This window comes from Streptomyces sp. 130 (assembly GCF_007096885.1).
In the GTDB taxonomy this organism is placed as follows: domain Bacteria; phylum Actinomycetota; class Actinomycetes; order Streptomycetales; family Streptomycetaceae; genus Streptomyces.
Window position 1 is genome coordinate 37,217 of record NZ_VJNO01000004.1, and the last position, 24,286, is coordinate 61,502.

General features: G+C 73.0%; 16 protein-coding genes and 1 pseudogene. 12 read left to right on the plus strand and 5 right to left on the minus strand.

Annotated elements, in window-relative coordinates; genetic code table 11:
- Position 1: 1 nt before the first annotated feature.
- From FKN01_RS05230 to FKN01_RS05250, 4 genes are all read left to right on the plus strand, one after another.
- Positions 2–568: a phage tail protein gene (locus FKN01_RS05230; protein ID WP_143616886.1), complete on the plus strand. Its 567-nt coding sequence runs from the start codon at positions 2–4 to the stop codon at positions 566–568.
- A 545-nt stretch (positions 569–1,113) separates the two neighbouring features.
- Positions 1,114–1,842 carry an NADase-type glycan-binding domain-containing protein gene (locus FKN01_RS32450; RefSeq protein ID WP_260696779.1) on the plus strand — a complete coding sequence of 243 codons (729 nt, stop codon included), beginning with the start codon at positions 1,114–1,116 and terminating at the stop codon, positions 1,840–1,842.
- Between the two features lie 63 nt (positions 1,843–1,905).
- Complete coding sequence (locus tag FKN01_RS05240; protein WP_143616888.1) at positions 1,906–2,358, plus strand: flavodoxin family protein; 453 nt, start codon at positions 1,906–1,908, stop codon at positions 2,356–2,358.
- A gap of 567 nt (positions 2,359–2,925) precedes the next feature.
- Positions 2,926–3,743 (plus strand): IS5 family transposase gene (locus FKN01_RS05250; protein ID WP_398931107.1). Its coding sequence is split into 2 segments (ribosomal slippage): positions 2,926–3,289 and positions 3,289–3,743, totalling 819 coding nucleotides; the frame shifts between segments, so codons are not numbered across the junction.
- A gap of 5 nt (positions 3,744–3,748) precedes the next feature.
- On the opposite strand, the pseudogene FKN01_RS05255 reads toward FKN01_RS05250, so the two are convergent.
- From FKN01_RS05255 to FKN01_RS05265, 3 genes and pseudogenes are all read right to left on the minus strand, one after another.
- A pseudogene (locus FKN01_RS05255) lies at positions 3,749–5,358 on the minus strand (ABC-F family ATP-binding cassette domain-containing protein).
- Positions 5,355–6,989, minus strand: a complete 1,635-nt coding sequence (gene abc-f, locus FKN01_RS05260; RefSeq protein ID WP_143616892.1) for a ribosomal protection-like ABC-F family protein — start codon at positions 6,987–6,989, stop codon at positions 5,355–5,357. Before abc-f ends, FKN01_RS05255 begins: the two are co-directional and overlap by 4 nt.
- Before the next feature lie 280 nt (positions 6,990–7,269).
- Positions 7,270–8,220: a TauD/TfdA family dioxygenase gene (locus FKN01_RS05265; protein ID WP_143616894.1), complete on the minus strand. Its 951-nt coding sequence runs from the start codon at positions 8,218–8,220 to the stop codon at positions 7,270–7,272.
- Positions 8,221–8,839: 619 nt separating this feature from the next.
- Between FKN01_RS05265 and FKN01_RS33680 the strand changes: the two genes are divergently transcribed.
- The 6 genes from FKN01_RS33680 to FKN01_RS05290 all read left to right on the plus strand — a co-directional run bounded on the left by FKN01_RS33680 (position 8,840) and on the right by FKN01_RS05290 (position 16,882).
- On the plus strand, positions 8,840–8,923 hold the full coding sequence (locus FKN01_RS33680) for a putative leader peptide (RefSeq protein WP_361031313.1): 84 nt from the start codon (positions 8,840–8,842) through the stop codon (positions 8,921–8,923).
- Between the two features lie 306 nt (positions 8,924–9,229).
- On the plus strand, positions 9,230–10,822 hold the full coding sequence (locus FKN01_RS05270) for an ABC transporter substrate-binding protein (protein WP_143616896.1): 1,593 nt from the start codon (positions 9,230–9,232) through the stop codon (positions 10,820–10,822).
- Position 10,823: 1 nt separating this feature from the next.
- Positions 10,824–11,768, plus strand: coding sequence for an ABC transporter permease (locus FKN01_RS05275; protein WP_143616898.1), 945 nt, complete (start codon positions 10,824–10,826; stop codon positions 11,766–11,768).
- Between the two features lie 5 nt (positions 11,769–11,773).
- Entirely contained in the window at positions 11,774–12,661 is an 888-nt protein-coding gene (locus FKN01_RS05280) for an ABC transporter permease (protein ID WP_143616900.1), read from the plus strand.
- The gene (locus tag FKN01_RS05285) at positions 12,658–14,514 is read left to right on the plus strand and encodes an ABC transporter ATP-binding protein (protein WP_143616902.1); all 1,857 of its coding nucleotides are present in this window, start codon (positions 12,658–12,660) and stop codon (positions 14,512–14,514) included. Before FKN01_RS05280 ends, FKN01_RS05285 begins: the two co-directional genes overlap by 4 nt.
- A gap of 52 nt (positions 14,515–14,566) precedes the next feature.
- Positions 14,567–16,882 (plus strand): arylsulfatase, encoded by a 2,316-nt coding sequence (locus FKN01_RS05290; protein ID WP_143616904.1) that lies wholly within the window; start codon positions 14,567–14,569, stop codon positions 16,880–16,882.
- Between the two features lie 134 nt (positions 16,883–17,016).
- On the opposite strand, the gene FKN01_RS05295 is transcribed toward FKN01_RS05290, so the two are convergent.
- Complete coding sequence (locus FKN01_RS05295; protein ID WP_143616906.1) at positions 17,017–19,308, minus strand: glycoside hydrolase family 3 N-terminal domain-containing protein; 2,292 nt, start codon at positions 19,306–19,308, stop codon at positions 17,017–17,019.
- Between the two features lie 158 nt (positions 19,309–19,466).
- On the opposite strand from FKN01_RS05295, the gene FKN01_RS05300 reads away from it, so the two are divergent.
- The gene (locus FKN01_RS05300) at positions 19,467–20,066 is read left to right on the plus strand and encodes a TetR/AcrR family transcriptional regulator (RefSeq protein WP_143616909.1); all 600 of its coding nucleotides are present in this window, start codon (positions 19,467–19,469) and stop codon (positions 20,064–20,066) included.
- Between the two features lie 229 nt (positions 20,067–20,295).
- On the plus strand, positions 20,296–23,292 hold the full coding sequence (locus tag FKN01_RS05305; RefSeq protein WP_143616911.1) for a carbohydrate binding domain-containing protein: 2,997 nt from the start codon (positions 20,296–20,298) through the stop codon (positions 23,290–23,292).
- A 43-nt stretch (positions 23,293–23,335) separates the two neighbouring features.
- On the opposite strand, the gene FKN01_RS05310 is transcribed toward FKN01_RS05305, so the two are convergent.
- Positions 23,336–24,238, minus strand: a complete 903-nt coding sequence (locus FKN01_RS05310; protein WP_143616913.1) for a carbohydrate kinase family protein — start codon at positions 24,236–24,238, stop codon at positions 23,336–23,338.
- Positions 24,239–24,286: the final 48 nt, after the last annotated feature.

Sequence of the window (24,286 nt, forward strand, 5' to 3'; positions counted from 1 at the left end):
CATGCGCACCGGCGTCCCCGGGCTGCCCACCCCGCACCCCCTCATCGACCAGCTCCCCGCCGTCTACCTGGAACAGGACTTCATCCGCCGCTTCCTCACCGCGCTGGACGACGTCCTCGCCCCGGTCCTGCTCACCATCGACAACCTCCCCGCCCATCTGGACCCGCGCAGCGCCCCCGACGACTTCCTGGCCTGGCTGGCGCAGTGGGTGGCGGCGGAGTCCCCCGAGGACGGGCCGGCCGAACGGCGCCGGGAGACGGTACGCGGTGCGGTGGCCCGGCACGCCCGGCGCGGAACGGCGGGCGGCCTCGCCGAGGCGGTACGCCTGGCGACCGGAGAGGACCCCGAGATCACGGAGAGCGGTGGCACCGCCTGGTCCACCGGAACCGGCACCACGCTTCCCGGCGCGCCGCGCCCCTGGGTGACCGTCCGGGTCCGGGAGGGGAGCGGCCGGCCCGTCGACCGGGCCCGGCTGGAAGAACTCATCGGCACGGAGGTGCCGGCCCACGTGGGCTTCACGCTGGAAATCCTGCCCTCGGACGGGGGCGTGGGGGGAGCGACGCGGTGATCTGCGAGTCGTGCGGGACGAGGAACGAACCGGGGCGCGAATTCTGTGTGTCGTGCGAGGCGTTTCTGGCGTGGGAGGAGGACGACGAACCCACGCCCCCCGCGCCTCGTGCGCCCACGCCCCCCGCGCCTCGTGCGCCCGCACCGGCCGCCCCGCCGGCGCCCGCCCCGCCACCGCCCGTCGCTCCCGAACCGGGACGGGCCGCCGGGCCGCCGGCCGCCGGGACTCCGGCCCCCGTGTCTCCGGCCGCCGGGACTCCGGACCCGGCCCGCCCGCCGGCCCCCGCCCCGCCGCACCCGCCCCACGCGGCGGACCGCCTCCCCGCCATCCCCCCGCAGCGCCCGCCGGCCTCCGCGTCACGCGCCCAGGACCCGGACCGCCCCGACCCGTCACCCCGTACGCCTCCCACCCCCGCACAGCCCGCCCGCGCCGCCCCCCGGCGCCCCGGGGACCGGCCCGACACCCCTCCCGGCCCCGCGGCCTGGGGGCCCGACGCGTCCGGGCACGAACCATCGCCCGCCGCGCCGGCCAGGGCCACCGCGCCCGTGCGGTGCCCCGGCTGCGGCACCGAGAACGCACCCGACCGCACCTTGTGCGTCCGGTGCGCCCTGCTCCTCGACCCCGGCGCCCCGCCCGAGGCGCGCCCGCCCTGGTGGCGCCGCCTCTTTCGCCGGGGCCGGGCGCGGGGCCACGAGGCCGGGGCGCGCCCGCGACGCCGCCGACGGGGGCCGCGGCTCGGAATCCCCCTCGCGCTGCTCCTCGTCCTGGCCGGGGTGTGGTTCGCGCTGCCGCACCTGTCCGGGCTGCTCGGCCTCGCCAAGGAGGAGACCGGCGCGCCGGAGTCGATGCCGCCGTCCGCGTGCCACGCGTCGAGCGCGGCTTCCGGGCACGCGGCGGGCGCCGCCGTGGACGGCTTCAACAACCGTTACTGGGCGCCGAAGGCCACCGGCGGCGGAGCGGGCGAATTCCTCGAGTGCACATTCGACGCGCCGGTCCGGCTGCGGAAGCTGGTGGTGTTCTCCGGCACGTCGACACGTACGGACGAGTATCTGACGCAGGCCCGGCCGGCCGGGCTCGTCGCCGAACTGACCGCGCGGGACGGCAGCAGGAGCACGAAGACGATCCGGCTCGCCGACCAGGCGGGGCAGCAGACGTTCGACCTGCGGGGCTCCCAGACCGTCCGCGTCCGGCTCACGGTCGACTCCGCCTACGGCACCGGAAAGGGCAGGCGGGTGGCGATCGCCGAGGTCGAGTTCTTCGGCCACCGCTCCTGACCCCGGCCACACACCGTGCGCCCGGCTTGCGACGGAGGGAGGCGGACGGCAGGGTTCGGTGCTGTGCCCACACTCCTGATCGTGCATCACACGCCCTCGCCGAACTGCCAGGCCCTCTTCGAGGCCGTCGTCTCCGGCGCGACGACGGACGAGATCGAGGGCGTATGCGTCGTACGGCGCGCCGCGCTCGCCGCGACGGCCTCCGACGTACTCGAAGCGGACGGGCTGCTCCTCGGCACCCCGGCGAACCTCGGATACATGTCCGGGGCGCTCAAGCACTTCTTCGACCAGATCTACTACCCGTGCCTCGACACCACGCGGGGCCGCCCCTTCGGCTACTACGTGCACGGAGGCAACGACGTCACGGGCGCCGTGCGCGGCATCGAGACGATCACCACCGGCCTCGGCTGGCGCCGGGCGGCGGAGGCCGTGAAGGTGACGGGCGAGCCGGCCAGGGCGGACACCGAGGCCTGCTGGGAACTGGGAGCCACGCTGGCGGCCGGCCTGACCGAATAGGGCTGCGCGTGCGCGAGTCCGCCGTGCCGCCGGCTCGCACGCAAGGGCGGGAACGCGCCGCCCGCGTACGTGCCGACCCGCGGCACCTGGCACCGGACCCGCCGCACCGGCACATGCGGGGGACCGCCTCGCGCGGACCGCTGCGCCCCGGCCTGACGATCGCGCTCGCGCGGTACGACTCCGAGGCGCGCCCCGGGACCGTCCGCGCGCCGGCCCCGTACACCCGGTGGCCGGGACACCGCCCGCCGGACGGACGCCGGCCGCTCCACCGCCGCCGCCACCGCCGAGGCCGGCGGCACCCTCACCGTGCGGGTCAACGCGCCGGACACCCGCACCGGAGCCCGCACCGCGACGACGCACGCCGCCGCCGAAGCGCTCCGGACGAACCCGGTCCCGGTCCGGGTGCGCACCGGGCCGGGCGGTGCGGCACGCGCCGGGGGACGCCGACGGGAGCCGCCGATCCGCCCGGGCCGCGTCCCGCGAGCGACGGAGGACGCGCCCCCTAAGAGCCGCTAACAGAAGTGTCTGATGGTGTGACGGTCAGCTTGATCGCTCGTTGATTGGTACGTGGGGAAGAGGGAGTCGCGGCCGTGGGTCGTGTCGGACGAACTGTGGTCGCTCGTCGAGCCGTTGTTGCCCGAGCCAGGGCCGAAGCTGGTAGCGGGGCGGCCGCGGGTGCCAGACCGGCAGGCGTTGTGCGGGATCTTGTTCGTGCTACATACCGGGATTCAGTGGGAGTACCTGCCGCAGGAGCTGGGCTTTGGTTCGGGCATGACGTGCTGGCGTCGGCTGGCGGCCTGGAACGAGGCCGGTGACTGGGACCAGTTGCACCTGATCCTGCTGGCGAGGCTGCGGGCTGCGAAGCAGATCGACTGGTCGCGGGCGGTGATCGATTCCTCCCACGTCCGGGCTGCTCGGCGCGGCCCAAAAGCGGCCCCAGCCCGGTCGACCGCGCACGGCCGGGCAGCAAGCACCACGTCCTCGTTGACGGCCAGGGCATCCCGCTCGCGGTGTCGCTGACCGGCGGCAACCGCAATGACGTGACCCAACTGTTACCGCTCCTGGCGAAGATCCCCTCGGTTCCCGGGCTCGTCGGCAGGCCGCGCCGGCGGCCCGACGTCCTCCTCGGCGACCGCGGCTACGACCACGACAAGTACCGTCGGCTCGTCTGGGCGCAGGGCATCAAACCAGTCATCGCCCGACGCGGTGTCGCGCACGGATCCGGCCTCGGTGTTCACCGTTGGGTGGTCGAGCGCACCATCGCCTGGCTGCACGGCTTCCGACGTCTTCGCATCCGCTGGGAGCGGCGAGACGACATCCACGAAGCCTTCCTCGGCCTCGCCACCTGCCTCATCACACACCGGCACGTGAAACGCCTTTGTTAGGACCTCTAAGCCCCCAGCCGCACTTCGCGCCCCCGCCAGCGACGCCGCAGCCAGCGGTCGTGGCTGGCGACCACGACCGCGCCCGGCCCGGGCCCCAGCGCCTCCTCCAGCTCGTCGCACAGCGCGGGGGAGAGGTGGTTGGTCGGCTCGTCCAGCAGCAGCAGCTCCGGCGGGCGGGCCATCAGGAGGGCGAGCGCGAGCCTGCGCCGCTGGCCCGCCGACAGCTGCCGCACCTGCTTGTCCAGGTCGGCCTCGCGCAGCAGCCCGAGCGAGGCCAGCGGCACCAGCTCCGCCCGCTCGGCGCCGAGCACCCGCACGTAGGTGTCGCCCACGGTGCGGTCCGGCCGGGCGAACACGCTGTCCTGCGCGAGCACCCCCACGGTCAGGCCGGGCCGCCGCACCACCTCGCCGGCCGCCACCGGCCGGCCCGCGAGCACCGCGATCAGCGTCGACTTCCCCGTACCGTTGCCGCCCGTCACCAGCAGGCGGTCGGACGCCTCGACGTCGAGCGCGTCCACGGCCAGCCGGCCGGGGAACCGCACCCCGCGCAAGGAGACCAGCGTGCCCGGCTCCGACGGCTCGGCGCGCTCCGGATACCGGAACCGCAACGGGCTGGGCGGCTCGGCGACCTGACGGCGCTCCGCCTCGTCCAGGCGGCGGGTGGCGTTGCGCACCCGGCGCGCGATCTGGCTCTGCACCCGGCCCGCCCGCAGCCCGTACCCCATTTTCTCGCTGTCGCGGGGCCCCCGGTCGGGTGCCACCTGGCGCGCGGTCACCGCGGCCGACCGGCGCAGCTCCCCGATCTCCTCCTGCTCCTCGGCATACCGGCGCTCCCAGCGCGCCCGCTCCGCCCGCTTCTCGGCCAGGTACGCGCTGTACCCGCCGCCGTACCGCACGGGCCCGTCGACCGCCGGATCGAGGTCGATCAGGTCCGTGCAGACGGCGTCCAGGAACGCCCGGTCGTGGCCGGCGATCACCACCGGCCCCGGCATCGTCCGCAGCTGCTCCTCCACGAACCCGGCGGCCTCGTCGTCCAGATGGTTCGTCGGCTCGTCGGCAGCAGGGCGGCCGGCCGGCGCACCAGCAGCGCGGCGAGCGCCAGCCGGCCGCGCTGCCCGCCCGAGAGCGAGCGGAGCGTCCGCCCGTGCGGCAGGGAGCCGAGCCCGAGCCCGGCGAGCACGACGGCCGCACGCCGGTCGGCGTCCCAGACCTCCCGCTCCTCGGCCTGTTCGAGTCGTGCGCCGTACGTCTCCAGGAGCTGAGCGTGCTCCGCGGAGTCCTCGGGCGTACGGGAGAGCAGACCGGACAGGCGGTCCAGCTCGGCGAGATCGGACCGCGCCGCGCGGAGCGCGTCGTCCAGGACACCGGCGACGGTGGTGTCCGCGTCGAAGGACATCTCCTGGTGCAGGAACCCCACATCGGCGGGCCGGACGACCTGGCCGGCGTCGGGCTCGTCCACCCCGGCGAGCAGCCGCAGGAGTGTCGACTTGCCGACACCGTTCTCACCGATGAGGCCGATGCGGTCGCCGGGCGACGCGGTGAGCGACACCCCGTCCAGGACACGCTTCGTGCCGAGGACGCGGACCAGGTCGTGGGCGAGGAGTGCGCGGCTCATGCCTCCGGCGCCCCCGTCTCGCGCAGCTCCCCGTCCGCCAGCCGCAACCACCGGCCCACGCCGATCCGTTCCAGGAACCGCTCGTCGTGGCTGACCACCACGAACGCGCCCCGGTAAGAAGCCAGCGCGCTCTCCAGCTGGCCGGCGCTCACCAGGTCCAGGTTGTTCGTCGGCTCGTCCAGGAGCAGCAGTTGCGGGGCCGGCTCCGCGCACAGCACACAGGCCAGCGTGGCCCGCAGCCGCTCGCCGCCCGACAGCACGCCGACCGGCAGATGGGCGCGGTCGCCGCGGAACAGGAAGCGCGCGAGCAGGTTCATCCGCTCGGCCTCCTCCCGGTGCGGGGCGTACACGGCGAAGTTCTCGGCCACCGTGCGCCCGAGGTCGAGGAGGTCGAGCCGTTGGGAGAGGTACGCGATGCGCCCGTCGGCCCGCCTGATCGACCCGCCGTCCGGGGTCAGGTCGCCGTTGACCAGCCGCAGCAGCGTGCTCTTGCCCGCGCCGTTGGGCCCGGTCAGGGCGATGCGCTCGGGGCCCCGGATCGTCAGGTCGACGCCCTCGCCCGAGAACTGCTCCCGGCCGCCGAGGCGCACCCGCAGCCGCTCGGCGAGGAGCACGGTGCGGCCGGCGGGGACATCGGTGTCCGGCAGGTCGAGGGTGATGCGCTGCTCGTCGCGTACCGCGCGCCCCGCCTCGTCCAGGCGGGCCTGCGCCTCGCCGACCCGTGCGGCGTGCGTCTGGCCCGACTTGCCGGCCGCCTCCTGGGCGCCCCGCTTCATGTTCCCGGCGAAGATGCGGGGCAGGCCCGCGTTCTTGAGGTTGCGGGCCGCGTTGCTCGCGCGCCGCTCGGCCCGCTCACGGGCCTGCTGCATCTCGCGCTTCTCCCGCTTCAGCTCCTGCTCCGCGTTGCGGACGTTCTTCTCGGCCACCTCCTGCTCGGCCCGCACGGCTTCCTCGTACGCCGTGAAGTTGCCGCCGTACAGCCGCAGTTCCGACGTTCCGAGTTCGGCGATGCGGTCCATGCGGTCCAGGAGCGCGCGGTCGTGGCTGACGAGCAGCAGCGTGCCGTTCCACGACTCCAGCGTGTCGTAGAGGCGGTGCCGGGCGCCGAGGTCGAGGTTGTTCGTCGGCTCGTCGAGGAGCAGGACGTCCGGCCGCTTCAGAAGCTGGGCCGCGAGGCCGAGCGAGACGACCTGGCCGCCGCTGAGCGTGCCGATGCTGCGGTCGAGGGCGAGGCCGTCGAGGCCGAGCCGGTCGAGCTGGGCGCGGGTGCGCTCCTCGATGTCCCAGTCGTCGCCGATGACCGCGAAGTGCTTCTCGTCCACGTCACCCGACTCCACGGCGTCCAGCGCGCGGATCACCGCGTCGACGCCCAGGACCTCGGAGACCGAGAGGTCAGCGGTGAGGGGAAGGCTCTGCGGGAGGTAGCCGAGCGTGCCGTCGACGGTGACGGAGCCGGCGGCCGGGCGCAGCTCGCCCGCCAGCAGTTTGAGCATTGTGCTCTTCCCGGAGCCGTTGGGGGCGACGAGACCGGTACGGCCGCTGCCCACGCTGAAGGACAGGCCGGAGAAGACCGGGGTGTCGTCCGGCCAGGAGAAGGAGAGGTTCGAGCAGATGAGAGATGCGTCGGACATACGGGGACCTCGCGTGTGAATCCGGGGACGGCGGACGCCACGGCCCCGGAGGAATGGCCAGAGGGAACAACGACATGGCCACTGCGGCTGCGCCCGGGGCGCCCGCTGCGGCTATGGGGCTCCGGGATCACCCGGAGATGTCGTCGTCGCCTGCCATGTCTGGTCTCCTCGTACACGCTGAACGGCCCCATAATTCTAGCAGGCGGCGGGGCGGGGGACGTCGGGCGGCGCCACCCGACGGCCCCCCGCCTCACTCCGCCTGCGGGGTGCTCCGGCCCCCTCAGACAGCCGCCGCCCCGGCGGTGGACGCGCCGGACGCGATCCCGAAGGACGGGTCCGGCACCGCCTCGGGACTGATCAGGGTGGAGGAGCGGCCGTCGACGCCGACCGGGACGTCACCGTCGATCGTGACGCGGCGGAGCTTGCGCTCGTGGGTGTCGGAGTCGTCCACGCCGTAGTGCTGGGTGGCGCGGTTGTCCCAGATCGCCACGTCGCCCACCTGCCAGTCCCAGCGCACGGTGTTCTCCGGGCGCTCGATGTGCGACTGGAACAGGTCGACCAGGGCCCGCGAGTCGCGCCCGGTCAGCCCGCTGATCCGCTGCACGAAGTTGCCCAGCAGCAGGACGCGTTCACCGGTCTCGGGGTGCACCCGGACCACCGGGTGCTCGGTGAGGAACTTGGTCGACGTGAACACCTCGCGGTACTGCTCGAGCGCCTCCGGCAGGGCGTTGGGCCGCACCGCCGCGTAGTCGTAGTCGTTGGAGTGGACGGCCCGGAGCCCGTCCGCCAGGGTGCGCAGCTGCTCGGGCAGCTCCGCGTAGGCGGCGGCCGTGTTGGACCACAGGGTGTTGCCGCCGTACGGCGGGATCACCACGGCCCGGAGGATGGAGAAGGCCGGGTAGGCGGGGACGAAGGTGACGTCGGTGTGCCACTGGTTGGCCCGGCCGCCGTGGTCGGAGTCGATGCCGAGCGAGTACCGCCCGTCGGCGGACGGCACCGTCGGATGGGCGACGGGCGTGCCGAGCAGCCGGCCGAACGCCTCGTGGCTGTCCTCGTCCAGGTGGTCCTGCTCCCGGAAGAAGACGACCTTGTGGGCGAGGAGCGCGGCCCGCACGGCGGCGACCGTCTCGGGGTCGAGGTCGCCGCCGAGCCGTACGCCCGAGATGACCGCGCCGATACGGCCGCCCAGCTGCTGGACGGTGACGGCGGGGACGGTGGTGGTGGAGGACATGGGGTTCCCTTCGAGGACGTGCTCGTCGCGGCCGGGCGCAAGGGCGTGGCCGGCGGCGAGCCGATGGATGGTGGAGCGGAATCGACCGGGGCGGGACGCGCCCACGGGCAGAGACGGCGCACCGCCCAGAGCGACGGTGCGCGGGGTGGCCCGCTTCGTACGGCGAGCGCGGTGGCCGGTACGCCGGTGAGGTCAGGCGGCGGTACAGCGGCCCGGACACCCGGGCCGGAGTGCGGGGCGGCCGGCGCGGGCGGGCCGCGCATCGGTGGTTGCCGTCGCGAACATGTTCCGGAGATTCGCAGCGCCCCGCCGGATACGTCAAGCGCCCGCCGGCACCCCACGGGGCGCACGGCAACGGGCCGGCCGGTGCCCGCACAGGGTCGCCGGACACTCCTGCGGGGCCCCGGTAAACCGCCTCTGGCCTGCGAGTTCGCGCGAATGGCTCAGCGGTGCGCGGGCCCCGCCGCCGGGCCCGGTCACCGGCCCGGGCGAATTCACGCCGCCGTAACGTTGCGGGCGCCGGCCCGGCAGCCGGCCACCGGAAGGGCCCGGACGCCGCGTACCAGGATGCGGACAACGCCGGTTGACCGTCCGGCGAGGCCGCTGTCATATTGCTCCCGTGAACCCGGACAAGCGCCTCGTCTCCCGCAGGCACGTCGACCTCTGTCGACAGGCCAGCGCGGTCTGTGCCGTCCGCCGCTGACCCGGATCGCGGCGGGCAGCCCGCATGGCCCCGCCCCGCTGACCCCTCACGGGTGACAACAACCCGCTGAGACCCGGGAATCGACTCACCGTTCGGCTTCCCCCGGCCCCCGTGCGCCGCGGGAGCCCCGTCACGCCCACCCGCGCCGATTCCGTACGGGCCGCCGCAGCGGCCTCGGCCAGGTGCGCCACTCGCGCAGCGCATCCCCGCCGCTCCGCTCCTTCCGCGGCGGAGCGACCGCGCGTACGTGCTCCGCCGCGCGCGCTCACGCCCTTCCCCTTTTCCCACCGTCACAGGCAGGCATCGATGACCGAGCTGTACCCCTTCACGCCCTCCGGACCGTCCCGGCGCTCCACGCTGCGCGCCGCGGGCGGCGGCGCCCTGCTTCTCGGACTGGGCCTCGCGGGCTGCCGTTCGGCCGTGTCGGAGACCGCGTCCGCCGCGCGGGGCGCGCGTGCCGAACCCCGGCGCGGCGGTGTGCTGAACGTCGCCGTGAACGCCGACTTCACACCCGCCCTGCTGTTCGCGCAGAGTGGCCAGTCCCTTCAGCAACGGCTGATCTACAACACCCTCACCCGCTACGACGACCGCCTCCGCCCGAAACCCGAACTCGCCACCTCCTGGACGTACGCGAAGGACGGACGCGGCATCACGCTCCGGCTGCGCGACGACGTCACCTTCCACAACGGCCGCGCGTTCACCGCCGACGACGTGATCTTCGCGGTGAAGAACCTTCAGAACCCCGCCCGGGCAGCCCAGTTGCGCAGCACGGCCGCCACCATCACCGGGTTCGAGAAGCGCGGCGACCACGAGCTGGTACTCAAGCTGGCGCACCCGGTGAACAACCTCTTCGACCTGTTCGAGTTCATGATCATCGCGGACTCGGAGAGCGTCGAGGACGCCGTCGCCGGGAAGAAGCTCATCGGGACCGGCCCGTTCCAGCTGAAGAAGTGGAGCCCGGGCGCCGGTCTCAGCCTCACCCGCAACGACGCCTACTGGCAGCCGGGCCGCCCCTACCTCGACGGGGTCGAACTCCGGGTCATAGCCCAGGCCGACGCGCTGATCTCCTCACTGCGCTCAGGCCAGTCCCAGCTCTCCTTCGACGTGCCCGGCAAGAGCCTCGGCGTCGTCGAGGCCGCCAACGGGCTCACCATCAGCGACTACGACACCGGCGCCGGCGCCGTCTACCTCGGGGTCAACACCACGGTCGCCCCGCTCGACGACCGCACCGTCCGGCAGGCGCTCGCCTGGGCCGTCGACCGGGACCGGCTCGTCGCCCAGACCCTCGGCGGATACGGCCTCGCCTCCGCCGCGCCCTGGCCCAAGTCCTCACCCGCGTACAGCGAATCCCACCGCACCCACTACACCCACAACCCCGCGAAGGCCCGCGAACTCCTGAAGTCCGCCGGGCACACCAGGCTCGACCTGCCTCTCCTGCACATCGCCCTGCCCGGCGAGACGGCCATCGCCGAGTCCATCCAGTACGACCTCAAGCAGGTCGGCGTCCACGTCACGCTCCAGCCCACCGACGGGGCCACCGCACAGAAGAAGCTGATCTCCCAGGGCATGCCGGCCCTGTGGTCCCTCGGCCACGGATTCGCCCAGGTGCAGCCCTCCACCCTCGCCGTCAGCGCGTACCCCTTCAACGAGGCGAAGAACACCTCCGAGTACCGCTCGGACGCCTACACGAAGGTCGTACGGGAAGCCTGGACCGAACCCGAGACCGACCCGGCCGCCGCCAACGCCCTGCACCGGAAGATCTCCTCCATCCTGCTGGACGAGGCGTTCATCATCGACCTCGTGGTACGCGGACAGGTCCAGGTCTCCGCCACCCGGCTGCACGGCGTCACGCTCAACAAGTTCTCCTACCTCGACCTCGACAACGCCTACCTGGTGTGACATGCGCAGCTACCTGCTCCGGCGGCTGCCGTCCGCCCTCCTCGTCCTGGTCGCCGCCTCCTTCCTGATCTTCACCATCCTCAGGCTGGTCCCCGGCGACCCCGCCACCGCGCTCGCCGGACCCGACGCGGACGCGGCGACCGTCGCCGCGATCCGCCACCGGCTCGGCCTCGACGCGCCCCTGCTCTCGCAGTACGCCCGGTGGACCGGCTCGCTCCTCAAGGGCGACCTCGGACCCTCGTACGCGATCGGAGGGCAGACCGCCGACCTGATCGGCGACGGACTCGGCGCCACCACCGAACTCACCCTCGCCGCCCTCCTGTTCGTGATCGTGCTCGGCGCGGCGTTCGGCGTGATCGGGGCCGCCTCGCGCAACCGGTGGCTGTCCGCCGCCGTGCGCGTGCTCACCACCGCGGCCCTGGCCGTCCCCCCGTTCGTCAGCGGTGTGCTGCTCGTCCTGGTCTTCGCCGTGGCGCTCCCCGTACTGCCGCCCGGCGGCCGGGTCGCCTTCCTGACCGCTCCGGACCTCGCCGCCCAGTACCTCGTGCTGCCGGCGCTCTGCCTCGCACTGCCCAGCGCCGCCGTGCTCGGCCGCTACCTCAAGGACGGCATCGAACGCGGCCTCGCCGAGGACTACATCCGCACCGCCACCGCCGCCGGGGTCGCCCCGCGCCGCCTGCTGTGGCGCCACACCCTGCCCAACGCCCTGCCGCCCGTCGTCACCCTGCTCGGCATGCAGGTCGGAAACCTGCTCGGCGGGGCCGTCCTGGTGGAGGCGATCTTCGCCTGGCCCGGCCTCGGACAACTCGCCGAACAGGGCCTCCAACGCCGCGACTACCCGGTCGTCCAGGACCTGCTGCTGCTCCTGGTCGCCGTCTACGTCCTCGTCCAGCTGCTCACCGACCTCGTGTACGCCTGGCTCGACCCCCGGATCAGGTGGGAGTGACCCTGATGACCCAGACGACCGACCTCGTCACCGCCGCGCCGCCCCCGGCCGCCCGGAAGCCGCGCGCCACGGCCCGCCCCCGCCACCCCTACCGCGCCGCCCTGTCCACCGCCCGGGCCCGCACCGGCCTCGTCCTCGTCGGCGTGGTGGTCCTCGCCGGACTCCTCGCACCGCTGCTCGCCGGGCACGGGCCCACCGACCAGAGCGGCCGGAGCCTCGCCGGGCCCGGGACGGCCGGACACCTCCTGGGCACCGACGACCTAGGGCGCGACCTGCTCAGCCGGGTGCTGTACGGCATCCGCACCGACCTCACCATCATCACGATCGCGGTGCCCGCCGGTGCCGCCCTCGGCTGCCTGCTCGCCCTGGCCGCCGCCGCGCACCCCCTCGCCGACACCGTCGTCCAGCGCGTCTTCGACCTGCTCCTGGCGTTCCCCGGGCTGATCCTGGCGCTCGCCGTCACCGCGATCCTCGGCCCCGGACGCATCCCGGTCGTGCTCGTCATCGCCCTCGCCGAGGTGCCGGTCTTCGGCCGGCTGCTGCGCGGCGGCGTCCTCGTACAGCGGGAACGCGAGTACGTCACCGCCGCCCGGGTCGGCGGCGCCTCGGGACGCCGGGTGCTGGTCCGGCACATCCTGCCCAACGCGGCCGACCCGCTCGTCGTGCAGATCGCCGTCTCGCTGACCGTCGCCGTCTTCATCGAGGGCGCGATGAGCTTCCTGGGCGTCGGCGTCCGGCCGCCCGAACCCACCCTCGGAGCCGTACTCAGCCAGTCCATGCCCTACCTCGCCCAGTCCCCGCACTTCGCCGCCGGCCCCCTGATCACCGTGACCGCGCTCGTCCTCGGACTCTCGCTCATCGCCGAGGCGCTCAACCGGGAGATACGCCGATGACCGTCCCCGCACTGCTGGAGGTCCGCGACCTCGGCGTCGAGTTCACCACCCCCGACGGGTCACCGCTGCGCGCCGTGCGCGGGGTCTCCTTCACCCTGCAACGGGGCGAGACCCTGGCCGTCGTCGGCGAGTCCGGCTCCGGCAAGTCCACCACCGCGCTCGCCCTGAACCGCATGCTGCCCGGCACCGGCCGCATCACCACCGGCACGGTCCGGCTGGACGGCCGCGACCTGGCCGCCGCCGGCGAGGCCGAGCTGCGCGCGGTGCGCGGCGCCCGCATCGGCATGGTCTTCCAGGACCCGATGACCGCCCTCAACCCCGTCCTCACGGCCGGCCGCCACATCGACGAGGCCCTGCGCGCCCACGGCAACCACGACAAGGCCGCCCGCCGCGCCCGCACCCTCGCACTCCTGGACCGGGTCGGCATCCCCGACCCGCACCGGCGCGCCGACGACCATCCGCACCAGTTCTCCGGCGGCCAGCGCCAGCGCATCCTCATCGCCATGGCCCTCGCCGGCGAACCCGACATCCTCCTCGCCGACGAGCCGACCACCGCGCTCGACGCCACCGTCCAGGACCAGATCCTCACCCTGCTCGGCGACCTCAACCGCGAGACCGGCACCGCCCTCGTCCTCATCACGCACAACATGGGCGTCGTCGCCCGCGCCTGCGAACGCGTCCTCGTCATGTACGGCGGGACCGTGGTCGAGGACGGGCCCACCGCCGAAGTGCTCACCCGCCCCCGCCACCCGTACACCGCCGGACTCCTGGCCGCCGTCCCGCGCCTCGCGACCCCGTCCGGGACCCGGCTCACCGGCATCCCCGGCAGCCCGCCCGACCTCACGCTCCTCGGGGACGGCTGCGCCTTCGCCGACCGCTGCACCCTGGCCGAGGACCGCTGCCGCACCGCGACCCCGCCGCTGACGCGGGTGAGCGGGGACGTACGGGTGGCCTGCCTGCCCGCCGCCGGACGCACCGAACCCCTGCCCGCCCCGGCCCCGCCCGCACGCATCGACCGCCCCGCGCCCGGCGCGGTCGTCCTGCAGGCGGACGGCCTCACCAAGACGTACGCGGGACGCGGCGCCCGGCGGCGCGGGGTGCCCGCCCTCGACGGGGTGTCGCTGACGCTCAGGAAGGGCGAGACGCTGGGCATCGTCGGCGAGTCCGGCTCCGGCAAGTCCACCCTGGCCCGGGTCCTCGCCCACGCCCACACCGCCGACGGCGGCACCCTGCGGCTGCGCGGCGAGGACGTCACCCGGCCCTCGCGCCGGGCGCTGCACGCGGTGCGCCGCCAGGTGCAGATGGTGTTCCAGGACCCCTACGCCTCCCTCAACCCGCGCATGACGGTGGGCGAGATCGTCGCCGAACCCCTCGTCGCGTTCGGCATCGGGGACCGCGAGGCACGCCGGCAGCGGGTGGCGGAGCTCCTGGAGCTGGCGGGCCTGGACCCGGCCGTGGCCGGACGCCACCCCCGCTCCTTCTCGGGCGGCCAGCGCCAGCGCATCGGCATCGCCCGCGCCCTCGCCCCCGCGCCGTCCGTCCTGATCTGCGACGAACCCGTCTCCGCGCTCGACGTGTCCGTCCAGGCCCAGATCACCGGGCTGCTCACCGACCTCCAGCGCGACCTGGGCCTCTCCCTCGTCTTCATCGCCCACGACCTCGCGGTCGTCCGGCAGATCAGCCACCGCATCGCCGTCATGCACCGGGGCCGGATCGTGGAGACCGGCACCGCCGACGAGGTGTGCGAGCACCCCCGCGACCCGTACACCCGCGCCCTGCTCGCCGCCGCACCCGAACCCGTACCCCCGGCGGCCCGTGCGGAGCACGCCGAGAGGACGGGGGCCCTCGCATGACCCACCGCACCCCTCAGCCGCCCGCCCCGACCCGTGACGGAGCCACCCGCCGATGACCACCAGCACCCGCCGCGACCCCTACGACGGCTTCCCCGGCCGCATCGGCCGCACCTTCGCCACCTCCGACCCGGCCTGGCCGGCGCGCCGGACACCGGGGGAGAAGGCCCCGAACATCGTCGTCGTGCTCGTGGACGACATGGGCTACAGCGACATCGGCCCCTTCGGCTCCGAAATCCCCACCCCCGTACTGGACGCCCTCGCCGAGGACGGCGTACGGCTCAGCAACTACCACACCATGCCGCTGTGCTCCCCGGCCCGTGCCGCCCTGCTCACCGGCCTCAACCCGCACCGCGTCGGCTACGCCATGGTCGCCAACTCCGACCCCGGCTTTCCCGGTTACGGCATGGAGATCGCCGACGACATCCCCACCCTCGCCGAGCTCCTCCACGACTCGGGCTACGCCACGTACGCCGTCGGCAAATGGCACCTCGTCCGCGACTCCGCGTCCAACGCCGCCGACGACCGCGACAACTGGCCGTTGCGCAAGGGCTTCGACCAGTACTACGGCGTGCTGGAAGGGCTCACCAGCCTCTTCCACCCGCACCAGCTCGTCCGCGACAACAGCCCGCTGGACATCGACGAGTTCCCCGACGACTACTACTACACCGACGACATCACCGACCAGGCCATCTCGATGGTGAAGTCGCTGCGCGCCCACGACCCGGACAAGCCCTTCTTCCTCTACCTCGCGCACAACGCCGTGCACGGCCCGCTCCAGGCCAAGGAGGAGGACATCGCCCGCCACCGGGGCCGCTACGACGACGGCTGGGACGCGCTGCGCGAACGCCGCTTCGCCGCCCAGATCGCCGACGGGCTCTTCCCGCCGGGCACCGAACTCCCCGCACGCAACAGCGAGGCCGGGCAGGACGTGCCCGCCTGGGACAGCCTCACCGAGGAGCGACAACGCCTGTACGCCCGCTACATGGAGGTGTACGCGGCGCTTGTCGACAACATCGACCAGAACCTCGGCCGGCTGACCGCCGCCCTCGAAGCACTCGGTGAGCTCGACAACACCGTCATCGTCTTCACCTCGGACAACGGAGGCACCGGCGAGGGCGGCGCCGAGGGCACCCGCTCCTACTTCAGCCGCTTCGTCCACCACCCCGCCCTGCCGGAGGACTGGACCCCCGACGTCGACCGCGACCCCGAGCTGATCGGCGGCCCGCGCAGCCTGGTGCACTACCCGCGCGGCTGGGGCATGGCCTCCAACACCCCGTTCCGGCTCTACAAGGGCCACACGTACGCGGGCGGGGTGCGCGTCCCCTTCGTCCTGTCCTGGCCGCGAGGAGTACGCGAAGGCCGGCTCACCCCGGGCACGCGCCCGCAGTACCAGTACGTCACCGACATCGCCCCGACCCTCCTGGAACTCGCCGGTCTGCGACGCCCGGAGCGCCGGCGCGGGGTCCCGCTCCAGGAACCGGACGGCGTCACCTTCGCCCCCGTGCTCGCCGACCCGGAACACCTCTCCACCCACCCCGAGCAGTACTGCGAGATGACCGGCAACCGCAGCTACTACCGCGACGGCCGCAAACTCGTCACCCTGCACCGCCCCGGAGCCCCGTACGACGACTCCGAGTGGGCCCTGTACGACATCAGGACCGACCCGACCGAGATACACGACCTGGCCGCCGGACACCCCGGCCTGGTCAAGGAGCTCTCGGCGGCCTGGGAGAAGGCCGCCCGGCGCAACGGCGTCTTCCCGCTCTCCGACGGCAGCGGCGCCCTGGCCCGCCGCAACCCGGCCGAAGGCCGGCTGTCACGCCCCCTCACCCTGCTGCCCGGCACCCCCGAACTGGAGCGCTACCGCTCCTCCCGGCTGGTCTCCCTGCGCTCCTTCGAGGTCACCGTCGCGATCGAGGACACGGGCGAGGGCGTCCTCGTCTCGCACGGCGACCAGGGCGGCGGCTACAGCCTGTACGTGGAGGACGGCCGCCTGCGCTTCGCGTACAACGAGTACGGCGTCCTCCACGAGACGGACGCCGGGCCCCTCGCACCGGGCGGGCACACGGTCCGGCTCGTCGCCACCGCCGAGCGCGGCCTGCGCTGGAGCTTCGGCGTCGAGGCGGACGGCGAGACCCGGGCCACCCCGCCCAGCGTCCACCAGCTCATCGGCATGGCCCCCTTCCAGGGCATCAGCATCGGCGTGGACCGCAAGTCCCCCGTCTCCTGGCCCCTCTTCGAACGCCACCGCTCCTTCCCGTTCCGGGGCCGCCTGTGCTCGGTGACCTACGCCCCGGGCGACCCGGGCCCGGACTCACCGGAGGCGGTGGCGCAGGCGCTGAGGGAGGCGGCGGCGGCATTCGAATGAGCGGACCCCGAAGACCCCGCGCCCCGGCCCCTCCGCCCCGGACTCCCGGCCCCGCCGGCCTGTGAGGCGCGGGGTCCGGGGCGCGGCCCGGCTTCGGGCCCCGGACCGGGAATGCCTGCGCGGAAGCGGCCGGGTCAGCCCTTGACGGTGAAGCCCGCCCGCAGCAGGTCGTCGTCGCGCGACGACGGACCGACGAGCAGTTCGAAGGCCCCCGGCTCCACGATCCGCCGGCCCCCGGCGTCCACCAGCGCGCACGCGGCGACCGGCAGCTCGATCGTCACCTCGCGGGACTCGCCCGGAGCCAGCCGGATCTGCCGGTAGGCCTTCAGCTCCTTCTCCGCCCACGTCACGGACGTCACCACGTCACTCACGTACGCCTGTACGGTCTCCAGCGCGGGCCGCCCGCCGGTGTTGCTCACGGTGACGCGTGCCCGCAGCGTGTCGCCCGCGCCCAGGACGTCGGTCAGCACCTCCAGGTCCGTATAGGTGACGGTCGTGTAGCTGAGACCTTCGCCGAAGGCGAACGCGGGCCGCTGGGTCAGGTCCGCGTACCGCGAACCGTGCTGGCCGCGCAGCTGGTTGTAGTACGTGGGCTGCTGTCCGGCATGGCGCGCGAAGGACACGGGCAGCCGCCCGGACGGCTCGACGAGGCCGAGGACCAGTTCGGCCACCGCGCGGCCGCCCTGCATGCCCGGGTTGAAGGCGTACACGATCGCCGCCGCGCGGTGCGCGGACGGCGGCAGCACCAGCGGCTTCGAGGCGATGACCACCACCGTGAACGGCTTGCCCGTCGCGGCGAGCGCGTCCAGCAGCGCGATCTGGCCGCCGATCAGCTCCAGGGTCGCGGTCGAGCGCCCCTCACCGATCAGCTCGATGCGGTCGCCCACCACGGCGACGACGTGGTCGGCGGCCTCCGCCGCGGCGAGGGCCTCCGCGATCAGCTCCTCGGACGGCTCGCACGGGACGACGACCTCGGGGCGCGGCTGCCCGTCCGGGAAGAAGGCCCCCTCCGGGTCCGGGCCCACCGTCAGGATGCCGGCGCCGCGCGCGTGGGTGACCGTCCAGCCGGCGGGCACATGCTCCCGGAAGCCGTCGAGGACGGTACGGATCATGGCGCGCGGATGGCCGTCCGGCAGCCAGTCCGCCTGGCCGGAGGAGCCCGCCCAGTCCCCGAGCTGCGTCTGCGCGTCATCGGCGTTGGGGCCGATCACGGCGACCGTACGCGGTGCCGCGCCGGCGCCCGCGACCGCCCGCCCGTCCGCCCCGGCCTCGAAGCCGCCGTCCAGGGGCAGGGTGCCGTCGTTGGCCAGCAGCACCAGCGAGCGGCGGGCCACCTCCAGGTTCAGTCCGGTGTGCCCGGCGCTGCCGATGACCGCCTGCTGCCGGTCCCGGTCGGGGTGGCGCGGGTTCTCGAAGAGGCCCAGCTCGAACTTGAGCGTGAGGATGCGGGCGACCGCCGCGTCGATGTCCGCTTCGGCGAGCCGTCCGGCCGCCACGGCCCGTTGGGCGCCCTCGAAGAAGTCGGGCGTGGTCATCACCATGTCGTTGCCCGCCCGGACCGCTGCGGCGGCCGCCTCGGTGTGGTCGGCGTACACCTTCTGCTCCCACACCATGCGCCCGACGTTGTCCCAGTCGGTCACCAGCGTGCCGGTGTAGCCCCACTCGCCGCGCAGCACCTCGTCGAGCAGCCAGCCGTTGACGGTGACGGGGACGCCGTCCATCGACTGGTAGCCCAGCATGAAGGTACGGCAGCCCTCCCTGGCGACCCGCTCGAAGGGCGGCAGGAACCAGGAGCGCAGCTTGCGGCGCGAGATGTCGGCCTCGCTCGCGTCCCGGCCGCCCTGGGTCTCGGAGTAGCCCGCGAAGTGCTTGGCGCAGGCCAGGATCGCCGTCGGGTCCTCCAGCCCCTCGCCCTGGTAGCCGCGCACCATCGCCGACGCCAGCTCGCCGATGAGGAACGGGTCCTCGCCGAACGTCTCGCTGACCCGCCCCCAGCGCAGGTCCCGGGCGATGCACAGCACCGGCGAGAAGGTCCAGTGCACGCCGGTCGCGGCCACCTCGACGGCGGTCGCCCGCGCCACGCGCTCCAGCAGCTCCGGGTCCCAGCTCGCGGCCATCCCCAGCTGCGTCGGGAAGATGGTGGCACCCTCCCAGAACGAGTGCCCGTGGATGCAGTCCTCGGCGACCAGGAGCGGGATGCCCAGCCGGGTCCGGCGGGTCAGCTCGGCGGCCTCCAGGACGCGTTCGGGCGAGGCGTGCAGGATCGAGCCCGCGTGCATGTCCTCGATGTGCTGCCGTACCCCGTCCTTGGCGTTCAGCTGGAGCATCTGGCCGACCTTCTCGGGCAGTGTCATCCGGCCCAGCAGGTCGCGGACGCGCTCCGGAACGGACAGGCGGGGGTCGAGATAGGGCAGGGAGGAGCCCACGGGCTTTCCTTTCACGACGTCGGCGACGTTCTCATCGGGCGGTGTGCGGAGGCTGTGCGCTCCGGGACCACCGTACGCCGAATACCGACCTAGTGGTAAGTAAGTAGGATGCGAACATATGCGGCAGGGCCTGCCGGGACGACCGGGGAGCGTGGAGAGTGACCGGCGACGAGCGGCGCGGGTACGCGAAGGGCCGGGCCAAACGCGGCGAAATCCTCGACCAGGCCATGGCCATGTTCGGTGAGGCCGGTTACCGCGGCGCCTCGCTGCGGGTGATCGCCACCCGTTGCGGCATCTCGCATCCCGGACTGCTGCACCACTTCCCGACCAAGGAATCCCTGCTGCTCGCCGTCCTGGAACACCGCGACGCCGTGGACGGCCAGTGGCTGGAGGCGGGCCGCCCCACCGGCGTCGACCGGCTGCGCCGGCTGGTCGGACTCGCGGCGCTCAACGCGGAGCGGCGCGGCATCGTCGAGCTGTTCTGCGTGCTGTCCGCCGAGGCCACCTCCGCCGACCACCCGGCCCACGCCTACTTCGTGGAGCGGTACCGGTGCTCGGTGCTGTCCACCGCCGTCTCGTACACGGAGGCGCGCGAGAAGGGCGTGCTGCGCGAGGACGTCGACCCGCGGGCGGCGGCGCAGCAGCTCATCGCGCTGATGGACGGACTGCAGACCCAGTGGCTGCTCAGCGACGGTGCGACCGATATGGCCGGGGTGCTGCACGCGCATGTGCAGGCGCAGTTGACGGTGCCGTTCTGAGCGGATGCGCCGGGCGTCGCGAGACGACGTCCCCACGCCTCTTTACGGGCTTGTCATGTGCCGGTAACTTCGCTCCTGCAAGAGATTGCAGCAAAATTCCGGCTTGATTTACGAACTCGCTCGGACCTTGAGGCGCGTCAGGGTCTCCGGCCAGATCGCGCGGGCCCCACCTCCCGCGCCTCGGACGCCACGGCTTTCGCCGCCGTCGTGGCCCTTCCCTGGAGACACCATGAAACGCAACGCCCACCGGCTGCTGAGACGCACCCTGGCGTCCGCCGCTGCCGCCGCCGCGGTGTGCGGGCTGCTCACCGCACTGCCGGACTCCGGCCTCGACGCACGGCCCGTCGCGGCCTCCGAGGCGACGACCACCGTCTTCTACTACACGAAGACGAAGAACTGGGCCGCATACAACCTGCATTACGCCCCCGACGGCGGTGCGTGGACCACGGTGCCCGGGGTGGCCATGGAGGCCGCCTGCACGGACTGGGTCAAGAAGACGGTTCCGCTCTCCGGCGCCGAGGGCATCCAGGCGACCTTCAACAACGGCTCGGGCGTCTGGGACAACAACGGGGGCGAGAACTACGGCCTCGGCAGCGGAAACATCACGGTCAAGGACGGCGTCGTGGCCCACAGCGACCCGTGCGCGGACAGCGGTGGCCCCGGTCCGAGCCCCACCCCGGCCGATGAGGCACACACCGCCTCGGTGTACTACTCCACCGCCACCGTCGGCTGGACGACCACCAACGTCCACTACCGGCCCGCGGGCGGCTCGTGGACCGCCGTGCCCGGCGTCGGTATGGAACCGGCCTGCACCGGCTGGGTGAAGAAGACGCTCGACCTCGGCGACGCGACCTCGATGAAGGCCGCCTTCAACAACGGCAACGGCGTCTGGGACAACAACAACGGCAGCGACTACACGATCCCGGCCGGCCTCAGCACCGTGAAGGACCGCGCGGTCGTGAAGGACGCCGCGGACCCGTGCGCCGCCGAACCCGCCGACACCGAGGCGCCCACCGCGCCGAGCGGAGTGACGGCGAAGGCCGACGGCGTCGCGGTCGTCCTGAGCTGGGAACCCGCTTCGGACAACAAGAAGGTGACGAAGTATCAGGTCACCCGCACGGGCGGCACCAGGGGCAGCGTCGTCACCGATGTGACCTCCACCGTGCTCTCCGAATCCGGCCTGGAGGAGCACACCGCCTACACCTACACCGTCAGGGCGATCGACGCGGCGGGCAACACCTCCGCCGCCTCCGCGCCCGCGAAGGCGACCACCGGAGACAAACCGCCGGCGGCGGCCCAGGGCACACCGCTCGGCACCGACCCCCGCAAGGACCCGATCTACTTCGTCCTCACCGCCCGCTTCAACGACGGCGACGCGAGCAACAACCGGGGCGGCAGCCAGCACGTCAGGTCCGGCAACGCGGCCAACGACGACCCCATGTTCCGGGGGGACTTCAAGGGCCTGGTCGACAAGCTGGACTACATCAAGGGGCTCGGCTTCTCCGCGATCTGGATCACCCCGGTCGTCCTGAACCGGTCCGACTACGACTACCACGGCTACCACGGATACGACTTCTACAAGGTGGACCCCCGCCTGGAATCCGCCGGGGCCTCCTACCAGGACCTCATCAACGCCGCCCACGCCAAGGGCATCAAGATCTACCAGGACGTCGTCTACAACCACTCCTCGCGCTGGGGCGCCAAGGGCCTGTTCACGCCCACCGTCTACGGCGTCCGTGACGCGCAGTGGAGCTGGTACTACGACGAGAAGAACGAGGGCTTCGAATACGACGGGCTCACCGTCGAACCCAAGAGCGGCAAGTCCTACTACAACGGCGACCTGTGGTCCACCGCCGAACCCGCCGGCAACACCTGCCTCAACTGGGGCAAGCCGACCGGAGGCAAGTCCGCCGAGGGCTACACCCTCTACAACTGCCAGTGGCCCAACCCCACGTCGGGGATGTTCCCGAAGGAGTACTACCACACCTGCTGGCTCGGCAACTGGGAGGGCGAGGACTCCCGCTCCTGCTGGCTGCACGAGGACCTGGCCGACTTCGACACCGAGTCCGCACCGGTGCAGAACTACCTGATCGGCGCCTACGACAAGTACATCGACATGGGCGTGGACGGCTTCCGCGTCGACACCGCGGTGCACATCCCGCGCACCACCTGGAACCGCCGCTTCCTGCCCGCGATCCAGGAGCGCGTCACCCAGCGCTTCGGCGCCGGGGCCGCGGAGAACTTCCTCGTCTTCGGCGAGGTCGGCGCCTTCGTCAACGACAAGTGGAACCGCGGCTCGGTCAACCACTCGGCGCAGTTCTTCACCTGGAAGGAACGCAAGGAGTACGACCCCGACGACACCAAGGCCGCCCTGGAGATGTACGAGTACGAGGAGAAGCTCGGCACCGGAAACCAGCCGGCCTCCACCAACGCGTTCCTGGACGGCAACAGCTACCACACCCCGGACCACAGCCAGTTCTCCGGCATGAACATCATCGACATGCGCATGCACATGAACTTCGGTGACGCAACCAACGCGTTCAACAACGGCAAGGACTCCGACGACTCCACCAACGACGCCACCTACAACGTCGTATACGTCGACAGCCACGACTACGGGCCCAACAAGAGCGGCGAACGCTACGCCGGAGGCACCGACGCCTGGGCCGAGAACATGTCCCTGATGTGGACGTTCCGCGGCATCCCGACCCTCTACTACGGATCGGAGATCGAGTTCCAGGCCGGCAAGAAGATCGACTGCGGACCCACCTGCCCCCTGGCCACCACCGGTCGCGCCTACTACGGCGACCACCTCGCGGGCAACGTCACCGCCTCCGAGTTCTCGAAGGTCGACTCCGCGTCCGGTGAGGTCGCCAACACCCTCGCGGGGCCGCTGGTCAAACACCTCCAGCGGCTCAACCTGATCCGCCGGGCCGTGCCCGCCCTCCAGATGGGCCAGTACTCCACCGAGGGCATCAGCGGCCAGATGGCGTACAAGCGCCGCTACACCAGCGGTTCGACCGACAGCTTCGCCCTGGTCACCGTCACGGGCGGCGCCTCGTACACCGGCATCCCCAACGGCACCTACAAGGACGCCGTCACCGGCGACACCCGGGTCGTCACCGACGGAAAGCTCACCGTCGACGCCCCGGGCAAGGGCAACCTGCGCGTCTACGTGCTGAACGGCCCCGGAAAGATCGGCACCGCCGGCCCCTACCTCAAGTAGCCCGTACGTGCGGGTGCCCCGTCCCCGGGGCACCCGCACCCCCTCACCCGCCCAGCAGCTCCGCCCGGCCGATCATGGCCGTCGAGCCCGGAGCCGTACACGCGAAGGCACCCGCCACCGCACCCAGCCGGGCGCACTCCGACGGCTCGCGTCCCTCCAGCCTCCCGTACAGGAAACCGGTGACGAACGCGTCACCCGCCCCGTTGCTGTCCACCACCGGCGCCGGCGGCGCCACCGCCGGAACGTGCACCGGTTCGTCGCCGCCGTCGCGCGTGAGGAGGTACGCCCCCTCCGCGCCCGCCGTGGCCACCACCGTCGAGGCCCTGCCCTCGCGCAGGATCTCCCGCATCAGCGCGGGCGCGCGCTCCCCGGTCGCCGCCGCGCTGAAGAAGACCAGATCCGAGCGGAGGGCGAACTCCCGCTGGTGGTCGCTCCGTCCGTCCCAGTCGTGCAGGTCCGTGGAGACCGGCACCCCCAGCGCCTCGATGTCGTCGTACAGGAACCGGGCGAAGTGCGTGATCGACAGATGGACATGGCGGGCCCGCCGCAGCCGGGGCAGGTAGAAGTCCCGCGGCATCCGCAGGTCCGCCGGGTCCCGGGCGTCGAAGAACGACATCCGCCGGCCCGTCGCGTCCACCAGGTTCACCGCGCGCCGCGTCCCGGCCGGGGAGATCACCGCGTGGAACTCCACGCCGGCCCCGGCCAGCCGCTCGCGCACCAGCGCACCGGTCCGGTCGTCACCGATGCAGTCCAGGAACGCCACACCGAGCCCCAGCGCACGGGCGCCGAGCGCCACGTTCCCACCGGTCTGACCGGGCCACTCCCGGATCGGGCCGACCATCACCGAGTCGGCCGGCGGGACCGGCAGGGCGTCGACGCGGACGATCGTGTCCACCCCGCTGCCGCCGACCACCACGATGTCGTATTCCGTTGGCTGTTGGACCACGAAGCCCCCTCTCGCGTACCCGCCGCGCTCAGTATCGCCCACCCGTCC

Coding starts and splice junctions, on each gene's coding strand:
- FKN01_RS05290 (WP_143616904.1), top strand. CDS start 14,567: ATGACCACCAGCACCCGCCGCGACCCCTACGACGGCTTCCCCGGCCGC.
- FKN01_RS05285 (WP_143616902.1), top strand. CDS start 12,658: ATGACCGTCCCCGCACTGCTGGAGGTCCGCGACCTCGGCGTCGAGTTC.
- FKN01_RS05275 (WP_143616898.1), top strand. CDS start 10,824: ATGCGCAGCTACCTGCTCCGGCGGCTGCCGTCCGCCCTCCTCGTCCTG.
- abc-f (WP_143616892.1), bottom strand. CDS start 6,989: ATGTCCGACGCATCTCTCATCTGCTCGAACCTCTCCTTCTCCTGGCCG.
- FKN01_RS05270 (WP_143616896.1), top strand. CDS start 9,230: ATGACCGAGCTGTACCCCTTCACGCCCTCCGGACCGTCCCGGCGCTCC.
- FKN01_RS05280 (WP_143616900.1), top strand. CDS start 11,774: ATGACCCAGACGACCGACCTCGTCACCGCCGCGCCGCCCCCGGCCGCC.
- FKN01_RS05265 (WP_143616894.1), bottom strand. CDS start 8,220: ATGTCCTCCACCACCACCGTCCCCGCCGTCACCGTCCAGCAGCTGGGC.
- FKN01_RS05305 (WP_143616911.1), top strand. CDS start 20,296: ATGAAACGCAACGCCCACCGGCTGCTGAGACGCACCCTGGCGTCCGCC.
- FKN01_RS05230 (WP_143616886.1), top strand. CDS start 2: ATGCGCACCGGCGTCCCCGGGCTGCCCACCCCGCACCCCCTCATCGAC.